Raw genomic sequence first — 26,114 nt, forward strand, 5'->3', positions numbered from 1 at the left:
ACGAATCTGTGGCCTGCGCGCTCACGGGGTGAGCGCGACCGATCCCCCTAGGTCGGTAACGGCCCCCGTCTTACTCTGAGCGCTGTTGCGGAATCCCCGCCAGCAGCGCGCGGACCTCGGTCTCCCGGTAACGGCGGTGCCCACCCAGGGTGCGGATGGACGTCAACTTGCCCGCCTTCGCCCACCGGGTCACGGTCTTGGGATCGACCCGGAACATGGTTGCGACCTCCGCCGGGGTGAGCAGCGGCTCTGCCTCGGGTGTACGAGCTGACATTTGTGCGGCCTCTCCTCCATGTGGACCGGCGACAGCGATCCTGCGACTTGACGCTTGTCACGGATGTCCGCCTATGGCCCATGCGTGCGGCTGTTTGGGCCATATGCGGCATCACCCGATGTGACCATACAGCCACGTAGAGCGATTGGCGAGTCTTTGAGCGACTCATCTCTCTTGTGCACGTGTTGTTGTCACGCTCGGTGATTCTAGCGACACGTTTCGTGGTATCGCAGTGAAAACGGCAAACTACTCAGTTCGTAGGTGCATCCCCGGTCATCGACGGATCTACTTACGCAGGTCGAAGGGGGGATTTGCGACTCAGTTTGCTGATTCGAGAAGTTGTATTGATCTCCAGCGGAGGATCACGCGCTGATACATGGCGAAAGCCAGTTCTTCCTCGCCTTTTTCCAGACCCGTCAGTGCCGCCGCGAGCTCCGCCACCGACTCGTCGGCCTGGAGCGTCTCGTCGTCCATCAGGTTGACGATGCCCCCGTAGTCGAGCTCGACCAGCGAGTGGGGGTGGAACTCCTCCAGCCAGCGCGCCACGTCCTCCACCTCGCCGGTGACCGGGACCTCGCCCACCTGCCTCCTGATGATCTGCAGGGCGCGGGCGGTGCGGCGCCGGGCGTGGGCCATGGACGTGACGTAGATCAGGTTGCGCGTGGTGGTGGTGCCTTTCTGGTCGCCGGGCCCGTCGATGACCAGCCAGCGCTCGTTGCCGTCGAAGGGCACGAACCACGAGGTCGGAACGTGCCAGGTGGAGCCGCGGATGTGGGTGCGCAGCGCGGCCGAGTCGGTGCGGCGCTTGAACCGGTCGAAGTCGTCGGCCGTCCGGGCGGCCACCGCGGCCGGGACGAACCGCTCCATCAGCTTGGGCGGGGTCGAGCCCCGGAAGCGTGAGAAGGCCAGCCACGACCGCAGCCTGCTCTGCCAGGGGCAGACGTACAGGACGTCCTCGACGCGCCTCAGATAGGCGTTGGGGCTCTCCTGGGCCGGTGCGGGCGCCGGGGGGACCCCGAGGAGGCGGCGCACCGCCTCCCCGTGCTCGGCGTGCAGGGCGCCCGCCCGGCGCGGACGGTCGGTCGCCTCGGCGTAGGCGGCCCAGGAGGCGCGCTCCGCCGGGGCGAACGCGACGAGCGGTTCGTAGACGCGGAGGTAAGCGGCGTAGGGCAGCACGACGGCATCGTGTCACGAAGCACGGGCCGTTGTCCGTAACCGGCGGTCTCCGGCGGTCATCGGCGGGCGTCGTCTCGGTCACTGAGACGGGACCGTGCGGGAATCGTCGCACCGCAGCCGGGTGGTTACGCTGAGGGTGATCTCCGCCGCGACGGTGCGGTGGTAACGGACGACTGGGAGTCACCACAGTGACCGACGTCTTCGGGCTGTCCCACAAGGACGCGGGCCCGGTAACCGGCCAGACCAGACACGAGCAGGTCGTCTTCTGCTCCGATGAGCGCAGCGGCCTGCGCGCGATCATCGCCATCCACAACACCGCCCTGGGCCCCGCCCTGGGCGGGACCAGGTTCTACCCGTACGAGAGCGAGCAGGCCGCGCTGGCGGACGTGCTCAACCTGTCCCGGGCGATGGCCTACAAGAACGCCCTCGCCGGGCTCGACCTCGGCGGGGGCAAGGCCGTGATCATCGGTGATCCGGCCACGGACAAGAGCGAGGCGCTGCTGCGCGCCTACGGCCGCTTCGTCCAGTCGCTGGGGGGCCGCTACTTCACCGCGTGCGACGTCGGCACCTTCAGCGAGGACATGGACATCGTGGCCCGCGAGAGCTCCTACGTGACCGGCCGCACGCCGGCCCACGGCGGGGCAGGCGACTCGTCGATCCTGACCGCGTACGGCGTGTTCCAGGGCATGCGCGCCGCCGCCGGGCACTCCTGGGGCGCCCCGACGCTGCGCGGCAGGCGGGTCGGCGTGGAGGGGGTGGGCAAGGTGGGCAACCGCCTGGTCGACCACCTCGTCGAGGACGGGGCCGAGGTCGTGATCTGCGACGTGAGCGAGGCGGCCACGGAACGGCTCGTCCGGCGCCACCCGCACGTCCAGGTGGTCGCCGACCGGCTGGAGCTGACCTCCTCCGCCCTCGACGTCTACGCGCCGTGCGCCCTCGGCGGGGCGCTGGACGACGAGACCGTGGCCCGCCTGAGCGCCACGGTCGTCTGCGGCGGGGCCAACAACCAGCTCGCCCACCCGGGTGTGGAGAAGCAGCTCGCCGACCGCGGCGTCCTCTACGCGCCCGACTACGTGGTCAACGCCGGAGGGGTGATCCAGGTCGCCGACGAGATCGAGGGCTTCAACATGGACCGGGCGCGGGCAAAGGCCACCCAGATCTACGACACGACTCTCAAGATCTTCTCCAGCGCGGCGGAGGATGGCGTACCTCCGGCCGTCGCAGCCGATAGGCTAGCCGAGCGCAGAATGTCGGAAGTCGGGCGAATCAGGGGCATTTGGCTAGGCCACTAGCCCCTCACGCCCATACGGCGTACCGAGCCGGGCGTAAAACGGGTACGGTTGTAGGCGAACGAGAGCTGACGCTCAAGTCAGGTGCGTCAGCGCGTGGTGCGTTAGCGACGAGGGGTCGGGCACGACCCCACACGAGGGGGTCGAGCCAATGGGGCGCGGCCGAGCAAAGGCCAAGCAGGTCAAGGTTGCTCGCCAGCTGAAGTACAACAGCGGTGGCACTGATCTTGAGCGTCTTCGCGACGAGCTCGGAGTCAGAGACGACTCCAACCACGACGACGACTCCAACGACGCCTACGACGAGCTGGCGGAGCGGTACGCCGACTACGCCGACGACTTCGGCGGCGGCGACGACCGCGACGACGGGCCCTCCGGCCGCCGCTAGGCGGCCTCCAGATCGACGACGAGTGCGGACACCCGGTGGTGAACGGCCACCGGGTGTTCTTCTCGTCGGGCCCCGCCGGCGTCTCGCCGGGCGTCGGCGGCACAGGGCGCTCCGGGCATCCGGAGCGCCTTTCGTCGTACCCGGGCGCGCTCACCCCGGCGGACGTGCTCTCCCCGCCGGGCGTGCTCTCCGCGGGCGCGTCCTCGCGCCCGTCCCGCGCCGGCCGGTGCCGGACGGCCCGCCGGGGGCGGGCCGCACGTCAGCGGAAGCGCGCCTCGCCGGCGCCCGGGACGACCTCTCCCAGCACCCAGGCCGGCAGGTCCCGCCCGCCGAGCAGCGCCAGGGCCGCGTCCACGGCGTCCGCCGGGACGATCGCCGCCATGCCCACCCCCAGGTTGAACGTCCGGTCCATGTCGTCCCGGCTCACCCCGCCGTGCCCGGCGAGGACCTCGAAGACGGCCGGGGGCGTCCACGACGAGCGGTCCAGGACCGCGTCCAGCCCGGACGGCAGCGAGCGGGACAGGTTGCCCGCCAGGCCGCCGCCGGTGATGTGCGCGTACGCGTGGACCTCGACCGAGCGGGCCAGCTCCAGGCAGTCGAGCGAGTAGATCCTGGTCGGCTCCAGCAGCTCCTCGCCCAGCGTCCGGCCCAGCTCGGCCACCTCGGCCTCCAGCGAGAGGCCGGCGCTCGCGATGATGTGCCGGACCAGCGAGTAGCCGTTGGAGTGCACGCCCGAGGAGGCCAGCGCGAGGACCACGTCGCCCTCGCGGACCCGGTGCCCGCCGAGCATCGCGTCGGCCTCCACCACGCCGGTGGCGGCCCCCGCCAGGTCGTACTCGCCGGCGCCCATGGCCCCGGGGTGCTCGGCCGTCTCGCCGCCGATCAGCGCGCAGCCCGCCAGCCGGCAGCCCTCGGCGACGCCGCCCACGATCTCGGCGATCCGCTCGGGAACGACCTTGCCGCAGGCGATGTAGTCGGTCATGAAGAGCGGCTCGGCACCGCAGACGACCAGGTCGTCGACGACCATGCCGACCAGGTCGATCCCGATCGTGTCGTGCCGGTCCAGGCGCTGGGCCAGCATGACCTTGGTGCCGACGCCGTCGGTGGAGCTCGTGAGCAGCGGGCGCCGGTACGACAGCAGGGCCGAGGCGTCGAAGAGCCCGGCGAAGCCGCTGGGGTCGTCCACCACCTCGGGCCGGCGTGCCCGCGCGACCCTCGACTTCATCAGCTCGACGGCGCGCTCGCCCGCCTCGATGTCCACCCCGGCGGTCGCGTAGCTGGTCATCGGGTCTCTCCTCCGGGGCGGGCGGCGCTCACAGCTTGGCCTCCAGCACGTACTTGCCCACGTTGTCCTGGTCGATGGCGATCGGGTAGTTCCCGTCGAAGCAGGCCCGGCAGAGCCGGTCGGCCGGGATCGTGGTGGCCGCGGTCAGGCCCTCCAGCGAGATGTAGCCCAGGGAGTCGGCGCCCAGCGAGGCGCGGATCTCCTCCACGCTCAGCGAGCCGGCGATCAGCTCGGCCCGGGTCGCGAAGTCGATGCCGTAGAAGCAGGGCCAGCTCACCGGCGGGGAGGAGATGCGGACGTGGACCTCGACCGCGCCGGCCTCGCGGAGCATCTTGACGATCGCCCGCTGCGTGTTGCCCCGCACGATCGAGTCGTCCACGACCACCAGGCGCTTGCCCGCGACGACCTCCTTCAGCGGGTTGAGCTTCAGGCGGATGCCGAGCTGGCGGATCGTCTGGGACGGCTGGATGAAGGTCCGGCCCACGTAGGAGTTCTTGACGAGCCCCTGCCCGTACGGGATCCCGCTCTCCTCGGCGTAGCCGACGGCGGCGGGGGTGCCCGACTCGGGCGTGGGGATGACCAGGTCGGCCTCGACCGGGTGCTCGCGGGCCAGCACCCGGCCGACCTCGACGCGGGTGGTCTGCACGCCGCGCCCGGCGATCGTGGTGTCCGGGCGGGCCAGGTAGACGTACTCGAACAGGCAGCCCTTGGGCTCGGCGAGGGCGAACCTGCGCGAGCGCACGCCGCGCTCGTCGATGGTGATCAGCTCGCCGGGCTCGATCTCGCGGACGAACGTGGCGCCCACGATGTCCAGGGCCGCGGTCTCGGAGGCGACCGCCCAGCCACGCTCCAGGCGCCCCAGGACCAGCGGGCGCACGCCCTGCGGGTCGCGGGCCGCGTACAGCGTCTTCTCGTCCATGAAGACGAGCGAGTAGGCGCCCCTCACCTGCGGGAGGATCTCCGCGGCGGAGTCGTCGACGGAGCGGCCGCGATCCTGGGCCAGCAGCGACGCCAGCACCTCGGTGTCGGTGGTCGCCCGGGTCGAGCCCGGGGCCAGCCGCCGGGACAGCTCGGGGGTGTTGATCAGGTTGCCGTTGTGGGCGAGCGCGAGCCCGCCGTCCTCGGTCGAGCTCAGCGTGGGCTGAGCGTTCTCCCAGACACTGGAGCCGGTGGTCGAGTAGCGGCAGTGGCCGATCGCCAGGTGGCCGCGGAGGGTCCCGAGCACGGACTCGTCGAAGACCTGGGCCACCAGGCCCATGTCCTTGTAGACGAGGATCCTGCTGCCTTCGCTGACCGCGATGCCCGCGGACTCCTGGCCGCGGTGCTGCAACGCGTACAGCCCGTAGTAGGTGAGTTTGGAGACTTCTTCCCCGGGGGCCCAGACGCCGAAGACGCCACATGCGTCCTTCGGAGGCAGGTCGTGGGGATCAAGGTCATGGCTCAGATGGCCGTCGCCCTTCAGCACATGCTTCATTCTAGGTCGGCTTCTTCCCTGCTCGCACCCCAGGGTCCGTTCCGCGGCATGTCACACCATGACCGAAGGGTCATCGCCGTTTTGCCGTGTCAGCCTGTTTGGCGGGCGAGGAGCGGGGGATTCTGAGATATCCGCCTTGCCCGAGCGTCGGGAGAAGAGACGTGACAACACCTGTGGACCCGAACGAACCCGACCCGCGGCGCGACCCCCGCGACAGGCGTCCGGATCAGGAAGGGGCCGCCACGGAGCGGCCGGCCGGGGAGGTCGCGGACACCAGGCCGGGTTCCCCTCCCGGCGGCCCCGGTGGCTCCGGTGGCTCCGGTGAGCCTGGTGGGTCGACCCCCTTCGACCCCGACGACCCGCCCACCTCGCCGCTCCCCTCCCGGCCCGACCCGGACGAGACCCCCTCCTGGCCCTCGCCGTCGGTTCCCGAGGAACCGCGCCTGCCGCGCCATCCGGACGCGCCGGCCGCGCCGGAGGTGCCCGACCCGGACCAGGTGGCCGGTTCGCGAGCCACGGGCCCGGCGTCCTCCGGCCCGGCGTCCTCCGGTTCGGAGGGCTTCGGTTCGGGGATCTCCGGTTCGGAGGGTTCCGGCCCGGGTGTCTCCGGCTCGGGAGGCTTTGGTTCCGAGGTCGCTTCCGGGGCGGCTTCCGGGGCGGCGGGGGGTGGGACGCCCATGACCGGGGGCCGGGGAGAGCCCTCCCACCCGGTCCCGGGCGGCACGCCGGCCGCCTATCCCGGCTGGGAGAGCGCCTCGGGGACCTCGGGCGCACCGGACCGGCCCGGGGCGGAGCCCGTCGCCCCCACCACGCCCTCGCGGTACGACCCGCCGACGTCGTCCGGAGAGTCCTGGCAGCCCGACCGGTCCGGGCAGCCGGGCCGGTGGGAGACACCCGGGCAGGCGGATCAACCCGGCCGAGGCGGGCAGCCCGAGTACGGCGGCCGGTCCGGGCAGTCCGGATACGGCGAGCAGTCCAGCCATGGGGAGCAGCCGGGACATCAGGGGCAGGGGGGACAGCCCGGTTACGGGGGGCAGCCCGCTCAGGGCGGACAGCCGGGGTACGGCGGGCAACCCGTCCAGGGTGGACAGCCGGGATACGGGGGCCAGGCCGGGCAGCCCGGATACGGCGATCAAACCGGACAGACCGGGTCCGGGCAGCCCGGATACGGCGGCCAGCCAGGGCAGCCAGGGCAGCCCGGGTACGGCGACCAGCACGGGCAGTCCTACGGCGAGCCCGGCGCGCAGGTCCCGTCGGGGGCCGGTCCCTACCAGCCGGCCCAGGGCGGCACGGCGTACTCGGCTCCCGGCTATCCGGACCAGCCCTACCCGCGGCACCCGGGTGACGGGCGCAAGCCGGGCGGAGGGCTGGGCACCGCCACGCTCGTGCTCGGGATCGTGTCCCTGTTCCTGCTGGTCGTCTGCGGTCTCGGCGTACTGGTGGCGATCGTCGGCCTGGTCCTGGGCATCGTCGCGCTGGTCAAGCGGTCCAATCCGGGCCGGGCCTGGGTGGGCATCGTGCTGAGCGTCCTCACCCTGCTGCTCGCCGCGGTCCTGGTGAACTGGCTCTACAACAAGGTCGGCGACTGCGTGAACCTGCCCCAGGAGCTGCAGCAGCGCTGCATCGAGGAGAGGTTCGGCGTCCAGGTGCGCCCCGCGCCCTGACCGTCCCTGACCGTGCCCCGGCCAGGTCCGGGCGTGTCGTGACCACGCCTGGCCGTCCCGGCGTACGGGACGGTCAGCGCAGGGGCAGGTGGTCCGACAGGTCGGCCCGCGCTCCGCTCGCCGCCACCTTCCCGCCCGCCATCGCCTCCGCCCAGGTCAGGCGACCGGTGGCGAGCTCCAGCCAGGTACGCGCGTCGGTCTCCACCACGTTGGGCGGGGTACCGCGGGTGTGCCGGGGTCCCTCCACGCACTGCACCGCCGCGTAGGGAGGGACCCGCACCTCGACGGTCCGGCCCGGGGCGGCGGTCGCCAGCTCGTCCAGCAGGTGCCGTACGGCGAAGCGGGTGATCTCCCGCTCCGGCCGGACCTGTCGTTCGAAGGCCCGGGACACCACGCTCACGCAGGCTCCCAGCAGGGCCGCGAGCCCTCCGGGACCGTCGTAGGGAGGCTCGTCGAGAGCGCTGAGCTGCGTGTCGAGGGCGGCGCGGACCTTGGCGGCGTCGGGCTTGTGAGGTGGCACGTCCCCCATGATGCCCGCGCGGGCGGCCGAAGCGGGCACGGAGCGCCCGTCCTGCCGGCCCTGGCCGCTCGGCCGCATCTGCCGGCTCAGCCCTACCGACCCCGGCCCTGCCGGTCCCACCGCCCCTGCCCCGCCGGTCCGCCCCGGCTCGCCCCGGCCCGGAGCGAGTCGAGCCGCCCCGGATCGGACTCAAGATCCCTTCTGAGCAGCCCTTTTCCGGTGAACGGTTCATCTTCCGGGCAGGCGTCGTTCGCCTCCGGTTCGGCCGGCCCGCGTAGCGTCCCGGCCCGTACCACCTCGCCCTTTCTTGGAGGACCCTGTGGCGAACATGGCGCCGCGCAGACTGCTCCCCCTGCTCACGAGCCCGCACAAGGGTGGGCGCAGCGCGCTCACCTGCCGGTTCCGCTGCGGTGACCAGTGCGCCCACGACGTTGTGAACACCAGCGACAACGCCTACTTCGGCGACGTGGTCGCCGAGGCCGTGAGCCGCCGGGGCATGCTGCGCGCCGGCGCCCTGGGCGCGCTCGTCGCCGGAGTGGGCGTCGGCGTGGCAGGCCCCGCCGCCGCCGACCCGGACGTGGACGCCCGCCGGCCGGGTGGTGGTCACGGCCAGGGGCATGGACACGGTCACCAGGGCAGGGGCGGTCTCCGCTTCACCGCCATCGCGCCCAACACCGAGGACAGGGTGACGGTTCCCCAGGGATACCTGTCGGCGCCCGTGGTGCGCTGGGGGGACCCGGTGCTGCCGGGCGCCCCCGCGTTCGACGTCGACAACCAGACGGCCAAGGCCCAGGCCGCCCAGTTCGGCTACAACTGCGACTACGTGACGCTCTTCCCCATGGGGAACCGGCGCGGCCTGCTGTGGGTCAACCACGAGTACACCGACGAGAACCTGATGTTCCGCGGCTACACCGACGGCACCGCCGCGACCGAGGAGCAGATCAGGATCGGGATGGCCGCCCACGGCGGCTCGGTGGTCGAGATCGAGCGGGTGGGCTCCACCGGCCAGTGGAGGCTGGTCACCCGGGGTGCCCGCCGCTACAACCGCCGCATCACCGTGCACACCCCGATGAGGTTCACCGGCCCGGCGGCCGGGAGCGCCCTGCTCAGGACCGCCGCCGACCCGGCGGGTACCAGGCCGGTCGGCATGCTGAACAACTGCGCGGGCGGCACCACGCCGTGGGGCACGGTGCTCAGCGGCGAGGAGAACTTCAACCAGTACTTCGTCAACGGCACCGCCGTGCCCGAGGCCCAGAAGCCCTTCCTGGCCCGGTACGCGGTGAACACCACCAGCGCGATCCCGAGCGGCAACCGCCGGTTCGACCGGATCGAGGAGCGCTTCGACCTGGCCAAGCACCCCAACGAGATCAACCGCACCGGCTGGATCGTGGAGATCGACCCGTTCGACCCCGACTCCACCCCGATCAAGCGCACCGCCCTGGGCAGGATGTGTCACGAGGGCGCCACCACCTCCCTGGCCGCCGACGGCCGGGTGGTGGCCTACATGGGCGACGACTCGCGGTTCGAGTACGTGTACAAGTTCGTGTCCAGGAAGCGCTACGTCCCCGGCTTCGACCGGCACAACCGGACGCTGCTGGACGACGGCACGCTGTACGTGGCCCGCTTCACCGGCGACAGCCCGGCCGCGGAGATCGACGGCACCGGCAGGCTCCCGGCCGACGGGCGGTTCGACGGCTCCGGCACGTGGATCCCGCTGGTCACCGGCAACGTCTCGCACGTGCCCGGCATGACGGCCGCCGAGGTGCTCGTCCACACGCGGATCGCGGCCGACAAGGTCGGGGCGACCAAGATGGACCGTCCCGAGGACGTGGAGCGCAACCCCGTCACCGGCGGCGTGTACGTGGCGCTGACCAACAACTCCAACCGGACCCCGGCCCAGGTGGACGAGGCCAACCCGCGCCCGGCCAACAAGCACGGCCACGTCCTGGAGATCGTCGAGCGGCGCAACGACGCCGGTGCCACCACCTTCTCCTGGTGGCTGCCGCTGGTCTGCGGCGACCCGAACGACCCCGCGACCTACTTCTCCGGGTTCGACAAGTCCCAGGTCTCGCCGATCTCCTGCCCGGACAACGTCGCCTTCGACGCCGACGGCAACCTGTGGATCTCCACCGACGGCAGCCAGCTCGGCGCCCACGACGGCCTGTTCGCCATGCCGGTCCAGGGGCGCGAGCGCGGGCACCTGAAGCAGTTCATGAGCATGCCGGTCGGCGCGGAGACCTGCGGCCCGCTGGTCAGCGCGGACCAGCGCAGCGTCTTCGTCGCCGTGCAGCACCCCGGTGAGACCGACGGCGCCAGCGTCGAGAACCCGAGCAGCCACTGGCCCGACGGCGGGACCTCCCAGCCCCGCCCGTCCGTGGTGGTCGCCTGGCACGCCAGGGGCGGCAAGATCGGCTCCTGATCCCGGTCATCCCGAAAGGGACCGGCTCCCGAGCCCGATCGCCACTCGCGGGAACGGCCCCGCTCCTCGCCCCCTCCCGGGCGGCCAGGAGCGGGGTCCGGCCGTGCCGGGAGGCCTGCAGGATCGGAGATCACCGGCCGGGACGGATCCGGATCACCGGTCGAAGAACTGGCGGAGGCCGAATCTCCGCACGCGCAAGGGAGCGGAGTCCCGGCCGATCACCCGGATCCGCCGGACGCGGGTCCCGGGGTCCACCGTGACCTTCACGCACGTCAGGCAGGCCCCGTGGCGGCCCGGCAGGGCGGAGTAGGAGATGGACACGGCGCGGTGTCCCAGGCCCCTTTCCGACAGGCCGAGACCCACCTCCCGGTAGAGGCGCCTCGACCCCTTGAGGGTGAACGCGGTGGAGCCGATGATCGCGTGATTCGACGCGGGAGGGCAGTGCACGAACACCCGGACGTGGCCGGCCTGGCGGGGCCGACGGGGCAGGACGCGGAGTGACGTGACGTTCCTCAACGCCGACGGGATCGTGTCGCCGCCTCCCCCGGAGGACCCCGTGGCAGCCGTCCCCGCCGTGACGCCGATGCCCGCCGTGACGCCCGTCGCGACCGCCGGCCCGGCGGGAACGACGGGGGAGGTCGTGGCGCGCGGTACGGGGGTGAGGGCGGCGTCCCGCCCGGCCGGGAGGCCCGGCCCCATCACCAGGACGGCGGCCGTCACCATCGATGTCACGGAACGCATGTGCTCCTCCTGCCGGGCACGCGGACGGTGGCGTACCCGCCGGACGGCGCGACGCGGGTTCGGCGGGAGCGGGGCGGGACGGGCTCGGGACGCCGGTCCGGGATCGGGCCGTCGTCCGGCCCGGCCGGCCGTCTCGATTATGCCGGTCGGACCGGTACGGGGGAGGGAGCCGCGCGGGAGGGGAACACGCCGGCCTCGCGGCCCCGGCACGGGACGGGACGGGCGGTGCGGAACCGCTCGCGGGCGACCGCCTTCAGGGCAAGGCCGGGGCGGGGGCAGAACGCGGTCAGGGCACGGCCGGGACACGGTCAGGGCGGGCCAGGGTGGGCCAGGGTGGGCCAGGGCGGGTCAGGGCGCGGGGGCCCGCGGGCGGCGGGGGCGGGCGAGGGCGGCCAGCAGGGCCCCGGCCAGGGCGACGGCGAACAGGACGGCGTAGGTCTTCCTGAAGCCGGTCATGAGCTGCTCGACGGCGACCGGGGAGACGCGGGACAGGGTGCCCGCGTACACCTGCCCGCGCAGCTCGGGCGTGACCGAGCTGGTGAGGACGCTGAGCGTGAGGGCGACGCTCAGCACGATCCCGACGTTCATGATCATCAATCGGAAGCCGTTCACCACGCCCAGGCTCCCGGCGGGCAGGGCGGACATGACCTGCGTGGTGTTCCCGGTCAGGAAGGTGCCGCTGCCGCAGCCGCACAGGAACAGGCCCGCCCCGATGATCCAGTACGGCGTGGCGGGATCGATGTTCAGCAGCAGGACGCCCAGCCCGGTGGCGCTCAGCAGGGCACCGCCCACCGAGAGCGCGTACGGCTTGATCCGGCGGCCGAGGGCGCCCGTGACCGGGGAGGCGAGGGCCATGCCGATCGGGACCGGCAGCACGCCCAGGGCCGCGGTGACGGCGTCGACCCCCCTGGCTGCCTGGAAGTACAGGGCGACCAGCAGGATCAGCGCCGAGCGGGCCAGCGCGTTGCAGAAGGAGGCGAGGTTGGCGAAGGCCAGCATGCGCTCGCCGAACAGCCGCACGTCGAGGACGGGATGAGCCGCCCGGCGCTCCACCACGACCAGCATCGGGACCAGCACCGCCGTGATCACCGCGCCGGTGATCACGACCGGGCTGGCCAGTCCCCGCGACCCCGCCTCCGACAGCGCGATCAGGGCCGCGGACAGGGCGGCGAACACGATCAGGTTCCCGGCCGCGTCCACCGACCGGCGTGGCCCCCGGGGGACCCGCCGCAGTGTGAACGCGCCCCAGGTCAGGGCTATCACCCCGGCCGGCACGTTCATCCAGAAGATCCACTGCCAGCCTGCGGTCTCGGCGATGAGGCCCCCCAGGGTGGGGCCCGCGAGCTGGGCGACCGAGAGGGTGCCGATGTAGACGCCCATGCCCTGGCTGAGCCGGTCCGGAGGGAAGGCGTCGGTGATGATCACGGTTCCGTTGGCGAGGATCATCGCGGCCCCGATCGCCTGCACGGCGCGCATCGCGATCAGGAACCAGATGCCGGGCGAGAGGCCGGCCAGCAGCGATCCAAGCGTGAACAGGGCGAACCCCGCCAGGTAGACCTCCCGGCGGCCCATCAGGTCGGCCACCCGGCCGAAGAACACCAGCGTCGCGGTGTTGACGAGCAGGAAGGCCAGCAACACCCAGCCGGCCGCGAACGCGTCCGCGTGGAAGTGCCTGACCACGGTGGGAAGGGCGACGTTCAGCGTGCTGCCGGATATGCCGATCATGACCAGACCCAGGCTGGTGACCGAGCAGACCCGCCACGCGTAGCGGAGTTTTGAGAGGTATTCGGGGGATCCGGGCAGGTCTTGGGGGATTGCGACCATGAACCTCAGTCTGACGTACGTTGTACGTCGATCTTGGTCCGGCCCGGCCGGAAGCCCCCGCGCCCTCTCACCCGGCCCGGGGCCCGGTCGCCCCCGTCGGGTCCGGCCGGCCCCGCCTGGTCCGGCCCTGCCTGGTCCGGTCGTCCCCGCCGGGGCCGGGTCGCCCCTGTCGGGTCGCCCCCGTCGGGCCGGCCGGGCCGCGGGCTCCCGTACGCCCTCAGCGGGCCCGTTTGCGCAACCCCTCCATGTCGTGCACGACCACGCGGCGACGGCCCGTCTCGATCAGCCCGCGGTCGCGCAGGGAACGCAGCGCCTTGCTGACCGCCTCGCGCGAGGCCCCGGTCCAACCGGCCAGCTCGTCCTGGGAGAGCGGCAGCGCGACCCGCACCCCTCCGTCGGAGGGTTCGCCGTAGCGCTCGGCCAGCTCGATCAGGCGGGTGGCCACGCGGCCGGTGGTGTCGAACGCGCCGTACTCGATCCGCTTGCGGTCGGAGTCGCGCATCTTGCCGATCAGCGTCTTCATCAGCAGCACCGCGACCCGCCCGTGGTCCTGAAGGTAGGCCGGGAAGTCGCGGATCGTGATCCCCTCGACGGGTTCGAGGGCGGTGACCGTGGAGGACCGGGGCAGCCCGTCGATCGCCGCGAACTCGCCGATCAGCGCGCCGGGCCCGCGGATCGCGAGCACCACCTCGCCGCCGGCGGCGGTGTGCGAGGACACCTTGACCCGGCCCGACGTCAACAGCAGCACCCAGTCGGACGCGTCCCCCTCGGTGCACATCGTCGCGCCCCGGTCCCAGCGTCTGGGCCGGCCCGCGGCGTACAGGTCGGCGACCTCCTCGCTCGTGAGCTTCGTGATGAACTCGCCCGGCTCGGGGGAAGACGTCATGACCACCTCCTGGCGTTCTCGATTGTGCTCTCGCGCCTCGGGCGGCGAAAGGTATTTCTACGACAGTCCGGAGAGCACATAGGCATGGACGGGTTGCTCCCTCCCCTTGAGGTTGAGCCAGCCCAGCGACCGGGTCGTGGCCCCGGGACCGATCAGGTCCAGGGTGGTCTGGCCGATCACGACGGTGCCCGGCTCGGCGATGCCCTCCAGCCGGGCCGCCACGTTGACGCAGTCGCCCATCGCGTTGAACCCCCGCAGCTCGGGGCTGCCGATGTTGCCGACGAGCGCCTCGCCGGTGTTGACGCCGATCCTGAAGCGGGGATACCCGGGCGTTCCCGCGGCGATCTCCTCGGCCGCCTCCTGCATCGCCAGGCCCGCCCGCACCGCGGCGAGGGCGTGGTCGGCCTGCCGGGCCGGGGCGTTGAAGAGCGCGAGCATCGCGTCCCCCACGAACTGCACGATCGTGCCGCCGTTGCCGAGCACGATGGGCACGGCGGCGGTGTGGTAGCGGTTGAGCATCTCGACGATCTCCCCGGGTTCCACCCGCTCGGAGAAACTCGTGAAGCCCTTCAGGTCGGCGAAGAGCGCGGTCAGCTCGACCAGCTCGCCGCCGAGCGCGGCGGTCTGCGGGTCGGCCAGCAGCGACTGGGCCACGTCCGGCGACATGTACTGCCGGAAGAGGGTCTCCAGCTCGCTGTAGAGGCGGGCGTTCTCCAGGGAGAGCGAGAGCTGGCCGGCCAGCGTGGCGGCGAGCGCCTCGTCCTGCGGCGTCCTGCCGAGCGGCACCTCCAGCGCCCCGGCGAGCCTGCCCTTCACCGTCAGCGGGTGGACGATCTTCCCCTCCAGCCGGATCGGCCGGTCGCCGGGGAAGTCCCCCTGGCCGTACTCCCTGGAGCTGACCGTGACCCGCCCGTTGTCGACCAGCCTGATGCGGACGTCCCCGTACGCCTGCCGGATGCGGTCGAGGCTCTGGGAGAGCATCTCGCTCTCCGGCAGGCCCACGCGGGCCTGCCGCCCGCTCTCCACCAGCGCGGTGAGCCGCTCGGTCAGCTCCCGCTCGTTGGCCAGCGACTCGCCCGCCCGGTCGAGCACCGCGGCCTGCGCCTCGGTGAGGCCGAACTTGCCCGCCAGCCTGTCCGCGACGGGGACCGCGCCGTCCACGCGCTCCTCCCTGCGCCGCAGGTGGCCGACGAGCTCCTCCAGGGCGGCCTCGTAGTCGGCCCTGATCCGGTGGACCGTGGCCGAGAGCGCCACCGAGTCGAACAGCCCGGCGCTGCTGCCCTCCCGGCGGAACTTCAGGTAGGCGCTGTAGGCCACGAAGACGAACGCCGTGGTCAGCAGCACGTGCCAGAGCCACCACGAAAGGTGCCAGTTGCGGTGCGACAGCCCCGCGACCAGCGCCTCGGCCAGCAGCGCGTACGCGGTGACCAGGCTGATCAGCACGACCGCCGGGCGTCTGCGGTGCAGCTGGAACAGCATCGCGGCCGCGGCGACGAACAGGGCCACCCCGATCCACTCGGCGCCGCCCAGGCCGATGCCCCCGGGGCCGGGGGGCGGCGCCTTGCTCAGCGGGGTCAGGTCCGGCACCAGGCAGGCGACGCCCCACGCCACGATCAGGACGGCGAGCCCGCCGCGCAGCCACACCTGGTTGCGGATCACCGCCGAGGCCGTCCGCTCGCCCAGCGGCAGCGCCGAGGCGAACGCGAACACCGAGGCCGTGATCAATCCCACCGGGTGGGAGAGGTCGAAGCCGTAGCTGGCCTTGTCCAGGTCCAGGATGACGCCCGGCGTGGTCAGCCCGTGCACCAGGAACGACCCGGCGCCGCTGAGGAAGACCAGGGAGACGAGCAGCAGCCGGGCGTCCGCCCGCCTGGCCGACGCCTGGCCGACCATGAGGCCCAGGACGAGGTTGATCCCGGCCACCGCGACGATCAGCCAGAAGTGGCTGGGGTTGTGATGCAGCACGATGTTCAGGTCCGGCTCGGCCAGCAGCAGCCAGAGCCCGAGCATCGGCAACGCCAGGTGCAACACCCAGACCAGGGTGCGGACCGGCTGCGTCGCCGGCGGCAGGTACGGCTCCCGTCCGGCACGGTCCTCGGTGACCGTGGCTGTCGGGTCGATGGTCGGCACGGTGGCCTCCGCGTCTGGAGAACCCGGTCGGTTCCCTGTGGTGTCCGTCCACGCCCAGCGGGCGGGGTTCCCCCGAACGGTCCGATTATTCCGTACGTGGCCGGTGCCGGAGAGCGTCTTATTCCCCACAGGGCCGGTGGTGGCCGGGCCCGGGCGCGCGCCGGCCTCCGATGCCGAAGCGTGATGATCCGTGCGCCAACCGTTGGAACGGTTGAAACGTGTATTACGTGTCTCTTCAATCACACCAGGATCTGGTGCCTCAGAAAGGAAGCCCTGTGGCTGTCAAGTTACCGGGCGGACGCACGCTCGCCGTCGTGACCGTCGGCGTTCTCGCCGGAACCCTGTTCACCGCGAGCGGTAGCGCCGTCGCCTCGTCGGCGGGTGCCGAGATTCACGCGTGCGTCCACAAGCAGACGCGCTACACCCGGATCGTCAACGCCACGGCCAAGTGCCGGACGACCGAGTTCCGGACCAAGTGGGGTCAGACGACCGAGACCCAGCAGGGCATCGCCTCGGCCGGTCCTCAGGGGCCGCAGGGTCCGAGGGGTCCCCAGGGTGCGAAGGGCGACACCGGCGCGCAGGGCCCGCAGGGTCCCCGGGGCTTCCAGGGCAGGACCGGCGCCACCGGCCCGCAGGGCGTCAAGGGCGAGACCGGCGCGCAGGGGCCCCAGGGCCCCAAGGGCACCGACGGCAAGGACGGCGCGCAGGGTCCCAAGGGTGACACCGGCGCCACCGGCCCGCAGGGTCCCAAGGGCGAGACCGGCGCGCAGGGACCCCAGGGCCCCAAGGGCACCGACGGCAGGAACGGTACGGACGGCCAGGACGGCAAGAACGGCGCGCAGGGTCCCAAGGGCGAGCCCGGTGCCCCCGGCAAGGACGGCAAGGACGGCAAGGACGGTGGCGCGCTGACCACCTACATCAAGAACCTCGACTTCAGCCTGACCAACGACGGCAAGCCCTCGGTCGGCTGCAACAGCGGTGACGTCGCGACCGGCGGCGGCTACAACCTCACCACCATGAGGTACTTCCTGGTCACCGGCTCCTACCCGTCCTCGGCCTCCGCCTGGTCGGTGAGCCTGAAGAGGGACCTCCCGATCTTCGACGCCCAGAGCGCCGACAAGGACGCCTCCTCGAGCACCCAGGGCGCGGACAAGGGCACCGACAAGGGCGCCGCCCCGACCACCACCCCGGGCGCCGCGACCAAGAACGCGCCGAACGGCGGGCAGGCGCACAGCCTCAGCGCCTCCGCCAAGGGCACCGTCTACGTGGTCTGCGTCAAGAAGTGACCCTCGGGCGCGCGCCACGCGAGCCGGGCACGTCCCGGCCGACCGGCGCGCTCACCTGATCGATCCGCGCTCGCCCGTGCGCCCGGCCGGCCCGTGCGCCCGGCCGATCCGTACGCTCACCCGGTCGATCCGCGCGCTCGAACGGTCGTCGGACCCGTTCGCGGCGGCGCGCCGGCCATGTGGCGGGGCGGGGACCTCGTGCCCCCGCCCCGCCCACCGGCGCGTCACCGTGTGATCCACATATACGAGACCGGCCGTGTCCCGGGTCGAAAGACCCGGGACACGGCCGGTCCGCGTTCTCCACCGCTTCTTCGGCCGCCGCGCGGCGACCGGAGGAGCGGCCGTGCGGTCGGCGGGGACGCGCTCAGCCGAAGATGGCGGGCAGGGTGCCCGTGTGGATCTCCCGGAGCTCGGTGACCGGCACCTCCAGGACGCCCTCCACCTTCAGGGCGTCGCCGCCGGTGACGCCCAGGCCGTAGCAGGGCACCTCGCGGGCCGCGCACAGCTCCGCGAAGGCGTCGAACGACTCCGGCCTGACGGTGACCAGCGCTCGGGCCGACGACTCGCTGAACAGGTCGACGAACGCGTCCTGCCCGGTGAGCGCGACCGTGCAGCCGACACCCTGGGCCAGGCACGCCTCGGCGAGCGCGATGGCCAGCCCGCCGTCGGACAGGTCGTGGGAACCGGTCAGCAGCCCCCGCGCGGCCGCCTCGGCCAGGACGAGAGCCAGGTCGCGCTCGGACTCCAGGCGCGCCGCCGGCGGCAGGCCGCCCAGGTGACCGTGGGTCACGTGCGCCCACTCCGAACCGCCGAACTCCTCCTCGGTCTCGCCGAGCAGCACGACGCGGTCGCCCTCCCCGGTGAAGCCCGACCGCACGCGGCCGGCCACGTCCTCGATGACGCCGAGCACGCCGACGACCGGCGTCGGGTGGATCGGCACCGAGCCGGTCTGGTTGTAGAACGAGACGTTTCCGCCGGTCACCGGGACGCCGAGGGTCCTGCAGGCGTCGGCCAGGCCGCGCACGGCCTCGGAGAACTGCCACATGACCTCGGGGTCCTCGGGGGAGCCGAAGTTCAGGCAGTTGGTCACCGCCAGCGGCGTCGCCCCGGTCACGGCGACGTTCCGGTACGCCTCGGCGAGGGCGAGCTGCGCCCCGGCGTACGGGTCGAGGCGGGCGTAGCGGCCGTTGCCGTCGGTGGCCAGCGCGATGCCCCGGGTGGTCTCCTCGGCGCCGGGCATGACCTCGCCGATGCGCAGCACGCCCGCGTCGGCGGGCTGGGCCAGCACGGTGTTGCCGCGGACGTAGCGGTCGTACTGGGAGGTGACCCACTCCTTGGACGCCAGGTTCGGCGAGCCCAGCAGCTCCAGCAGCGCCGCGCGCAGGTCGTCGGGGCGGGCCAGGCGGGCCGGGTCGTCGCCGTTCAGCGCGACCTGGCCGGCGGGCTCGTGGAACGGCCGCTCGTAGACCGGGCCCTCGTCGGCCGCGGTGCCCGGCGGGATGTCGACGATGGTCTCGCCGTGCCAGGTCATCACCAGGCGGCCGGAGTCGGTGACCTCGCCGATCACGGTCGCGGGGATGTCCCACCTGGCGCAGATGGCCATGAAGGCGTCGATGTCGTCGGGCGTGACGACCGCCATCATCCGCTCCTGCGACTCGCTCATCAGGATCTCCTCGGGCCGCAGCGAGGGGTCGCGCAGCGGCACCAGGTCGAGCCTGACGTCCATGCCCCCGGTGCCCTTGGCGGCCAGCTCGGTGGTCGCGCAGGAGACGCCGGCGGCGCCGAGGTCCTGGATGCCGACGACCACGTCGGCCTGGTAGAGCTCCAGGCAGCACTCGATCAGCAGCTTCTCCATGAAGGGGTCGCCGACCTGGACGCTGGGGCGCTTGGCCTGGGACTCGTCCTCGAACGTGGCCGAGGCCAGCACCGAGGCGCCGCCGATGCCGTCGGGGCCGGTCAGGGCGCCGAACAGGACGACCTTGTTGCCCGGCCCGGGGGCCACGGCGAGCTTGATCTGGTCCTTGCGGAGCAGGCCCACGCAGAGCGCGTTGACCAGCGGGTTGCCGATGTAGCAGGGGTCGAAGACGACCTCGCCGCCGATGTTGGGCAGCCCCAGGCAGTTGCCGTAGTGGCTGATGCCCTCGACCACGCCGGGCAGCACGCGCCGGGTGTCGGGGGCGTCGGCGGCGCCGAAGCGCAGCGCGTCCATAACCGCGATCGGCCGGGCGCCCATCGACATGATGTCGCGGACGATGCCGCCCACGCCGGTCGCCGCGCCCTGGTGGGGCTCGACGTAGGACGGGTGGTTGTGCGACTCGATCTTGAAGGTGGCGGCCCAGCCGTCACCGACGTCCACCACGCCGGCGTTCTCGCCCATGCCGACGAGCAGCGCGGCCGACTCCGGCGCCTTGGTGCCGAACTGGCGCAGGTGCACCTTGGAGGACTTGTAGGAGCAGTGCTCGCTCCACATGACGCTGTAGATGGCCAGCTCGGAGCCGGTGGGCCGGCGTCCGAGGATCTCGCGGACCCGCTCGTACTCGTCGATCTTCATGCCGAGCTCGGCGTACGGCTGGGGCTCGCCGGGGGTGTCCTCGGCCCGCTTGACGGTGTCGAGGGTCATGCGTTCACCATGCTCTTCAGGATCGAGGAGAAGAAGGCGCGCCCGTCCGTGCTCGGGGCCCCGGTGAGGTCCTCGACGGCGTGCTCGGGGTGGGGCATGAGCCCGACGATGTTGCCGGCCTCGTTGCGGATGCCCGCGATGTCGTTCAGGGAGCCGTTGGGGTTGCCGCCGGAGTAGCGGAAGACGACCTGGCCGGCGGCCTCCAGCGCGGCCAGCGTGGCCGGGTCGGCGACGTAGCGGCCCTCGCCGTGCTTGACGGGCAGCACGATCTCCTGGCCCTCGGCGAAGTCTCGCGTCCAGGGGGTGGCGGTGTTCTCCACCCGGATGCCCTGGTCACGGCAGATGTAGTGCAGCCCGGCGTTGCGCATCAGCGCCCCGGGCAGCAGGTGGGCCTCGCAGAGGATCTGGAAGCCGTTGCAGGTGCCCAGCACCGGCAGTCCCGCCCTGGCGGCCGGGATCAGCTCCTCCATCAGCGGGGCGAACCGGGAGATGGCCCCGCAGCGCAGGTAGTCCCCGTAGGAGAACCCGCCCGGCAGGAAGACCGCGTCCACCCCCCTCAGGTCGGGGTCCGCGTGCCAGAGCGGGACGGCTTCGCCGCCCGCATGGCGCACGGCGCGGGCCGCGTCCTGATCGTCAAGCGTTCCGGGAAAAGTGACGACGCCCACGCGGGCAGCACTCATGGCAGCGTTCCCCTCCACAAACGGGCGCCGCGCCGGCGTCTCACACATCGGACGTCGGTCTGCGGCGGTGCGTCCAGGCTATCCGCTCCGGGTGGGAGCTCACGCGCGGTGTGGCCGATCCCAAGAAGGGAGGGCCGTCAGACGGCCGCGAGCACCCGGTCGCGCGAGAAGAGGACGTCGTCGTCCCAGTCGAGGCGCTTGCGCAGGTGCACGACCGTGCCCCTGCCGGGGGCGATGTCGAAGGAGATCTCGTCCACCACCGCCTGCATGATGAGCAGGCCCCTGCCGTTCTCGGCGTCGGAGGGCGGGTACTGCTCCGGCACCCGCACGAGGCCCTGGCCCCGGTCGATGATGCGGACGTCGCAGCGGCCCTCGCCGACGGAGGTCTCCACCTCGTAGCGGTTGGCCGGGCCGCCGTGCCGCACGGCGTTGGCGCACGCCTCGGTCACCGCGAGCAGGATGTCGGAGATGCACTCCTCGGTGACTCCGAGCGAGCACAGGGAGTCCCCGAGCGCCCTGCGGACCATCGGTATACCGACGGCCTGTCGCGGCAGGGCCAGCGAGAACTCCATGTCCACCGGTTTCCTCTCGGGGTCAGACGTCACCACAGTGAAGGCTTCCCTGCAGAATCCGGGCTAACCGCAAAATAACCGTAATGTTATTGACTGGTGGTCAAGCCGTGGGATTGCTCCGTCCATATGGATGGATATGCCCACATCTGGGCTATAGATCAACCCTTGGTGACGGCCGATGACTCCACGGTGACGACGTAGTCCTCGATCACCGTGTTGGCGAGCAGAGTTTCGGCCATTTTCCGGACGTCCGAAAGTGCCGTCTCGTCGGCGGGGCCGTCGATCTCGATCTCGAACCGCTTGCCCTGGCGTACCGCCGAGACCCCCGAGAAGCCGAGCCGCGGCAGCGCGCGGGCGATCGCCTGCCCCTGCGCGTCGAGAATCTCCGGCTTCAGCATGACGTCGACGATGACGCGCGTCACGGCGTTCCTCCTGGTTGCGACGGGGACGGTGCGAAGCTCAAGAGTAACGGGCCCGGACCACGTCGCGGAGCCGGGTCCGCGGCGCGGTTCCCGGGCCGGGAACCGCGGGTGAAAGAAGATCCCGAGGGAACGGGGATCATATGGACGCCCCGGTAGGTCTTGCGCAGATGCATGTGACCTCTGCCACGATGGCCACAGACGCGGACGAACTAATACCAGACAGGACGAACGCGTCGCGAATCGGCCGACGGCGGTGGCGAACCCATCCAGACGGCCCCGAGCACATCAGGAGCGGCACGTGACAGTCGACGCCTCTCGTGGTGCGGAAGCACCCCCGGAGCTCATCCAGCTGCTGACCCCCGAAGGAGAACGGGTCGAGCATCCCGACTACGACATCGACCTGACGCCCGAGGAGATCCGCGGACTCTACCGGGACCTGGTCCTGGTCCGCCGGGTCGACCTGGAGGCCGTCGCCCTGCAACGCCAGGGCGAGCTGGGCATCTGGGCCTCGCTGCTCGGCCAGGAGGCCGCCCAGATCGGCTCGGGGCGGGCACTGACCGAGGCCGACATGGCCTTCCCCACCTACCGTGAGCACGGTGTCGCCTGGTGCCGGGGGGTGGACCCGGTGAACCTGCTCGGCCTGTTCCGCGGTGTCAACCACGGCGGCTGGGACCCGGCCGAGCACAACTTCCACCTCTACACCATCGTGATCGGCAGCCAGACCCTGCACGCGGTCGGCTACGCCATGGGCATCCAGCGCGACGGCGCCGAGGCCGCCTCGATCGTCTACTTCGGCGACGGCGCCACCTCCCAGGGCGACGTGAACGAGGCGTTCATCTGGGCGTCGGTGTTCAACGCGCCGGTGGTGTTCTTCTGCCAGAACAACCAGTGGGCCATCTCCGAGCCGCTGGAGAAGCAGACGCGCATCCCGCTGTACCGCAGGGCCAGCGGGTTCGGGTTCCCGGGCGTCCGGGTCGACGGCAACGACGTCTTCGCCTGCCTGGCCGTCACCCGCAAGGCCCTGGCCGACGCCAGGTCCGGCCAGGGCCCCACGCTGATCGAGGCGTTCACCTACCGGATGGGCGCCCACACCACCTCCGACGACCCGACCCGCTACCGGGTGGCGGCCGAGCTGGAGGCGTGGAAGCTCAAGGACCCGATCGAGCGGCTGCGGGCCTACATGTTCAAGAGCCAGATCGCCGACCAGGAGTTCTTCGAGACGATCGACGCCGAGGCCGCCGACCTCGGGCGAGACGTGCGCAAACGCTGCCTGGAGATGCCCGACCCCGAGCCGCTGGCCATCTTCGACCACGTCTACACCGAGAGGCACCCGCTCGTGGACGCCGAGCGTGCCGAGTTCGCCACCTACCTGGAGGGGTTCGAGGCATGACGGTTCTGGCACTGGCCAAGGCGCTCAACGAGGGAATGCGCAAGGCCATGGAGGACGACCCCAAGGTGCTCATCATGGGTGAGGACGTGGGCAAGCTCGGCGGGGTGTTCCGGGTGACCGACGGCCTGCAGAAGGACTTCGGCGAGCAGCGGGTCATCGACACCCCGCTGGCCGAGTCCGGCATCATCGGCACGGCCATCGGCCTGGCGCTGCGCGGCTACCGCCCGGTCTGCGAGATCCAGTTCGACGGGTTCGTCTACCCGGCGGCCGACCAGATCATCACCCAGCTCGCCAAGATGCCGCTGCGCTCCCTGGGCAAGCTGAGGCTGCCGGTCGTGGTCCGGATCCCGTGCGGCGGCGGCATCGGCGCGGTGGAGCACCACAGCGAGTCGCCCGAGGCCTACTTCACCCACACCGCGGGCCTGCGCGTCGTGGCCTGCTCCAACCCGGCCGACGCCTACACGATGATCCAGCAGGCGATCCGCTGCGACGACCCGGTGGTGTTCTTCGAGCCCAAGCGGCGCTACTGGGAGAAGGCCGACGTGGACGTCGACTCCACCTCCTGGACCCCGTTCGACGAGGCCCGGGTGGTGCGGCAGGGCGCCGACCTCACCCTGCTGACGTACGGGCCGACGGTGAAGACCTGCCTGGAGGTGGCCAAGGCGGCCGAGGACGACGGCCGCTCCCTGGAGGTGCTGGACCTGCGCTCCCTCAACCCGCTCGACCTGCCCAAGGTCACCGAGTCGGTACGCCGGACCGGCCGCTGCGTCGTGGTGCACGAGGCGCCCGTCTACAACGGCTTCGGCGCCGAGCTCGCCGCCCGGGTGACCGAGGAGTGCTTCTACACCCTGGAGGCCCCGGTGCTGCGGGTCGGCGGCCCCTCCACCCCCTATCCGCCCTCGAAGCTGGAGGACCACTACCTGCCGGATCTGGACAGGATCCTGTACGCCGTCGACCGCGCGTTCGCGTTCTGAGGAGGGGACGGATGAAGGAGTTCAAGCTCCCCGACGTGGGCGAGGGACTGACCGAGGCGGAGATCGTCCGCTGGCACGTGAAGGTCGGGGACCCGGTCACGGTCAACCAGACCATCGTGGAGATCGAGACCGCCAAGGCCGTGGTCGAGCTGCCCTGCCCGTTCGAGGGCGTGGTCGCCGCCCTCATGGCGGACGAGGGCGAGACCGTGGACGTGGGCAGGCCGATCATCGCGGTGGACGACGGCACGGGTCCCACCCCCGGCGCCTCCGCCCCCGATGCTCCCGGCGCCACCGGCACCGCCTCGCCGATCGCCGGGGAGAGCCGGGAGAACGCGCTGGCCGAGGACCTGGTCCCGGAGGCTCCGGCCGGCGCCCGCCAGCCGGTGCTGGTCGGCTACGGCGTCAAGACCGGCACGGCCAAGCGCCGCCCGCGCAAGGCGGCGCCGTCCGGCGGCGGTGCCGAGGCCGTTCCCCGGGCCGCCCCGCCCACCGCCCCGCCCACCGCCCCGCCCACCGCCCCGCCCCCGGCGTCCCCCGCCGCGCTCCCCGCACCCGCGTCCCCCGCACAGGCTGCTCCCGTGCGGTCGGCCGGAACCCCCGCGGTCGCCTCGGCGGCCTCGTCGGCGGCGCCGGTGACGGAGCGGGCCGGGGCGGCGTCCCCGGGCAGGGTCGCGGTCCTGGCGAAGCCCCCGGTGCGCAAGCTCGCCAGGGACCTCGGGATCGACCTGTCCGTCATCACCGGGACCGGCCCGCACGGCTCGATCACCAGGCAGGACGTCCAGGCCGCGCTCGACGCCGGCACAGGCGGCGGCGGTCATGCCGACGGCGGTGCCGACGCCGGCGTCCGGCCGCAGGCGCGCCCCGCGACCGCCGGGAACGCCGGCGACGCCGGCGACGAGGAGCGGATCCCGATCAAGGGCGTGCGCAGGGCGACCGCCCAGGCCATGGTGGCCTCGGCGTTCACCGCGCCGCACGTGACGGAATTCCTCCAGGTGGACGTGACGGCGACCATGGACGCGGTCCGCCGGCTCCGTGGCATGCCCGACTTCGCGGAGGTCAAGGTCTCGCCGCTGCTGCTGGTCGCCAAGGCGGTGCTGGTCGCGGCACGCCGCCATCCGATGATCAACTCCGCCTGGGACGAGGCGAACCAGGAGATCGTGGTCAAGCACCGCGTCAACCTGGGGATCGCCGCCGCGACCCCGCGGGGCCTGCTCGTCCCCAACGTCAAGGACGCCCACCTGCTCTCCCTGCCGGCCCTGGCGGGCGCCCTCGGCGCCCTCGCCGAGACCGCCAGGGCGGGCCGTACCCAGCCCGCCGACATGGCCGGGGGCACCATCACGATCACCAACGTGGGCGTCTTCGGGGTGGACGCGGGGACGCCCATCCTCAACCCGGGGGAGTCGGCGATCCTGGCCGTCGGGCAGATCAGGGAGATGCCCTGGGTGGTGGACGGGCAGATCGTGCCGCGCCGGGTGTGCACCCTCGCCCTGTCCTTCGATCACCGGGTGGTGGACGGGGAGCTCGGCTCGCTCTTCCTGCGCGACGTCGGCGCCATGCTGGAGGACCCGCTCCGCATGCTCGCCTGGGGCTGACGGCCCCCGGACGCGACGGGCGCGTCCCCTCCCGCCGAGGGGACGCGCCCGTTCGTGTCACGCCTCACCGCGACGGCGGACGGATCCCGGCCGGCGGAACGGGCCGGTGACGGTCCCGCCGCATATCGGCGCCCTCCCCCCTGACAATTCCTGACCCGTGCTGTCAATTGTCGTTCGGGCCCTTGTCCGGGCGTGGCGACCGGCGCGCCGAGTCGTGGGCGAGCCGTGCGCCGAGTCGTGCGTCAAGGGCGGGGCGATGAGCCGTACGCGGGCCGGTGACGCCGCTACGGCGGCAATTCGGAAACCTCCTTTCCTCTCTTCTAGATCAAGCTTTAAGCTGCGCATTCCTGGGAGGACGAGGGGTCCCGAAGGGCTCTCTGGACTTTTGTCGGACTTTGCAAAAGGCGCGTTTTGAGCCTTCTTGAAATCGATTGTTAAAACCTCGATAATGCGTCCAGGCATTTAATGATTTGTCTTGCTATGGGTGCTACCGTCGTTATTGGTAAGTGCG

General features: G+C 72.0%; 21 protein-coding genes. 8 read left to right on the top strand and 13 right to left on the bottom strand.

Translation table 11 applies throughout. The features are described 5' to 3' along the window. Positions 1-70: 70 nt before the first annotated feature. Together bldC and AB0G16_RS20655 are read right to left on the bottom strand one after the other, a co-directional pair. The gene (bldC, locus tag AB0G16_RS20650) at positions 71-274 is read right to left on the bottom strand and encodes a developmental transcriptional regulator BldC (protein WP_013133571.1); all 204 of its coding nucleotides are present in this window, start codon (positions 272-274) and stop codon (positions 71-73) included. Between the two features lie 318 nt (positions 275-592). Next, positions 593-1,450 carry a hypothetical protein gene (locus tag AB0G16_RS20655; protein ID WP_362807005.1) on the bottom strand — a complete coding sequence of 286 codons (858 nt, stop codon included), beginning with the start codon at positions 1,448-1,450 and terminating at the stop codon, positions 593-595. Positions 1,451-1,638: 188 nt separating this feature from the next. On the opposite strand from AB0G16_RS20655, the gene AB0G16_RS20660 reads away from it, so the two are divergent. Further along, the gene (locus AB0G16_RS20660; RefSeq protein ID WP_362807008.1) at positions 1,639-2,742 is read left to right on the top strand and encodes a Glu/Leu/Phe/Val dehydrogenase dimerization domain-containing protein; all 1,104 of its coding nucleotides are present in this window, start codon (positions 1,639-1,641) and stop codon (positions 2,740-2,742) included. A gap of 148 nt (positions 2,743-2,890) precedes the next feature. Next, positions 2,891-3,124 carry a DUF3073 domain-containing protein gene (locus AB0G16_RS20665; protein ID WP_362807011.1) on the top strand — a complete coding sequence of 78 codons (234 nt, stop codon included), beginning with the start codon at positions 2,891-2,893 and terminating at the stop codon, positions 3,122-3,124. Positions 3,125-3,383: 259 nt separating this feature from the next. Here the strand turns inward: AB0G16_RS20665 and purM are convergent, their stop codons facing one another. Together purM and purF are read right to left on the bottom strand one after the other, a co-directional pair. Further along, complete coding sequence (gene purM, locus AB0G16_RS20670; RefSeq protein ID WP_362807014.1) at positions 3,384-4,409, bottom strand: phosphoribosylformylglycinamidine cyclo-ligase; 1,026 nt, start codon at positions 4,407-4,409, stop codon at positions 3,384-3,386. Between the two features lie 28 nt (positions 4,410-4,437). Then, positions 4,438-5,883, bottom strand: coding sequence for an amidophosphoribosyltransferase (purF, locus tag AB0G16_RS20675; protein ID WP_362807017.1), 1,446 nt, complete (start codon positions 5,881-5,883; stop codon positions 4,438-4,440). A gap of 677 nt (positions 5,884-6,560) precedes the next feature. Here purF and AB0G16_RS20680 point away from each other — a divergent pair. Beyond that, positions 6,561-7,547: a hypothetical protein gene (locus AB0G16_RS20680; RefSeq protein WP_362807020.1), complete on the top strand. Its 987-nt coding sequence runs from the start codon at positions 6,561-6,563 to the stop codon at positions 7,545-7,547. A gap of 73 nt (positions 7,548-7,620) precedes the next feature. Here the strand turns inward: AB0G16_RS20680 and AB0G16_RS20685 are convergent, their stop codons facing one another. After that, complete coding sequence (locus AB0G16_RS20685; protein WP_362807111.1) at positions 7,621-8,076, bottom strand: sterol carrier family protein; 456 nt, start codon at positions 8,074-8,076, stop codon at positions 7,621-7,623. A 319-nt stretch (positions 8,077-8,395) separates the two neighbouring features. Between AB0G16_RS20685 and AB0G16_RS20690 the strand changes: the two genes are divergently transcribed. Continuing rightward, entirely contained in the window at positions 8,396-10,486 is a 2,091-nt protein-coding gene (locus AB0G16_RS20690; RefSeq protein WP_362807113.1) for a PhoX family phosphatase, read from the top strand. A 153-nt stretch (positions 10,487-10,639) separates the two neighbouring features. Here the strand turns inward: AB0G16_RS20690 and AB0G16_RS20695 are convergent, their stop codons facing one another. The 4 genes from AB0G16_RS20695 to AB0G16_RS20710 all read right to left on the bottom strand — a co-directional run bounded on the left by AB0G16_RS20695 (position 10,640) and on the right by AB0G16_RS20710 (position 16,067). Beyond that, a complete protein-coding gene (locus tag AB0G16_RS20695) occupies positions 10,640-11,227 on the bottom strand; it encodes a hypothetical protein (protein WP_362807023.1) in 588 nt (195 codons plus the stop codon). A 348-nt stretch (positions 11,228-11,575) separates the two neighbouring features. Next, positions 11,576-13,051 (bottom strand): MFS transporter, encoded by a 1,476-nt coding sequence (locus tag AB0G16_RS20700; RefSeq protein WP_362807026.1) that lies wholly within the window; start codon positions 13,049-13,051, stop codon positions 11,576-11,578. Positions 13,052-13,268: 217 nt separating this feature from the next. Continuing rightward, positions 13,269-13,937, bottom strand: coding sequence for a Crp/Fnr family transcriptional regulator (locus AB0G16_RS20705; RefSeq protein ID WP_362807028.1), 669 nt, complete (start codon positions 13,935-13,937; stop codon positions 13,269-13,271). Between the two features lie 57 nt (positions 13,938-13,994). Continuing rightward, complete coding sequence (locus tag AB0G16_RS20710) at positions 13,995-16,067, bottom strand: adenylate/guanylate cyclase domain-containing protein (RefSeq protein WP_362807031.1); 2,073 nt, start codon at positions 16,065-16,067, stop codon at positions 13,995-13,997. Positions 16,068-16,342: 275 nt separating this feature from the next. Between AB0G16_RS20710 and AB0G16_RS20715 the strand changes: the two genes are divergently transcribed. Next, on the top strand, positions 16,343-17,353 hold the full coding sequence (locus AB0G16_RS20715; RefSeq protein WP_362807034.1) for a hypothetical protein: 1,011 nt from the start codon (positions 16,343-16,345) through the stop codon (positions 17,351-17,353). A 364-nt stretch (positions 17,354-17,717) separates the two neighbouring features. Here the strand turns inward: AB0G16_RS20715 and purL are convergent, their stop codons facing one another. From purL to purS, 4 genes are all read right to left on the bottom strand, one after another. After that, positions 17,718-19,973: a phosphoribosylformylglycinamidine synthase subunit PurL gene (gene purL, locus AB0G16_RS20720; RefSeq protein ID WP_362807037.1), complete on the bottom strand. Its 2,256-nt coding sequence runs from the start codon at positions 19,971-19,973 to the stop codon at positions 17,718-17,720. Further along, positions 19,970-20,653, bottom strand: coding sequence for a phosphoribosylformylglycinamidine synthase subunit PurQ (gene purQ, locus AB0G16_RS20725; RefSeq protein WP_362807040.1), 684 nt, complete (start codon positions 20,651-20,653; stop codon positions 19,970-19,972). Before purQ ends, purL begins: the two co-directional genes overlap by 4 nt. A gap of 137 nt (positions 20,654-20,790) precedes the next feature. Continuing rightward, complete coding sequence (locus AB0G16_RS20730; protein ID WP_362807043.1) at positions 20,791-21,225, bottom strand: ATP-binding protein; 435 nt, start codon at positions 21,223-21,225, stop codon at positions 20,791-20,793. 158 nt (positions 21,226-21,383) lie between these two features. Next, entirely contained in the window at positions 21,384-21,647 is a 264-nt protein-coding gene (gene purS, locus AB0G16_RS20735; protein ID WP_362807046.1) for a phosphoribosylformylglycinamidine synthase subunit PurS, read from the bottom strand. A gap of 298 nt (positions 21,648-21,945) precedes the next feature. On the opposite strand from purS, the gene pdhA reads away from it, so the two are divergent. From pdhA to AB0G16_RS20750, 3 genes are read left to right on the top strand one after another with little or no spacing between them, the layout of a single operon-like run. After that, entirely contained in the window at positions 21,946-23,037 is a 1,092-nt protein-coding gene (pdhA, locus tag AB0G16_RS20740) for a pyruvate dehydrogenase (acetyl-transferring) E1 component subunit alpha (protein WP_362807049.1), read from the top strand. Then, positions 23,034-24,011: an alpha-ketoacid dehydrogenase subunit beta gene (locus tag AB0G16_RS20745; RefSeq protein WP_362807052.1), complete on the top strand. Its 978-nt coding sequence runs from the start codon at positions 23,034-23,036 to the stop codon at positions 24,009-24,011. The genes pdhA and AB0G16_RS20745 overlap by 4 nt, the downstream gene beginning before the upstream one ends. A gap of 11 nt (positions 24,012-24,022) precedes the next feature. Further along, positions 24,023-25,603 (top strand): dihydrolipoamide acetyltransferase family protein, encoded by a 1,581-nt coding sequence (locus AB0G16_RS20750; RefSeq protein ID WP_362807055.1) that lies wholly within the window; start codon positions 24,023-24,025, stop codon positions 25,601-25,603. Positions 25,604-26,114: the final 511 nt, after the last annotated feature.

It is taken from the genome of Streptosporangium sp. NPDC023615 (assembly GCF_040640155.1).
Classification (GTDB): domain Bacteria; phylum Actinomycetota; class Actinomycetes; order Streptosporangiales; family Streptosporangiaceae; genus Streptosporangium.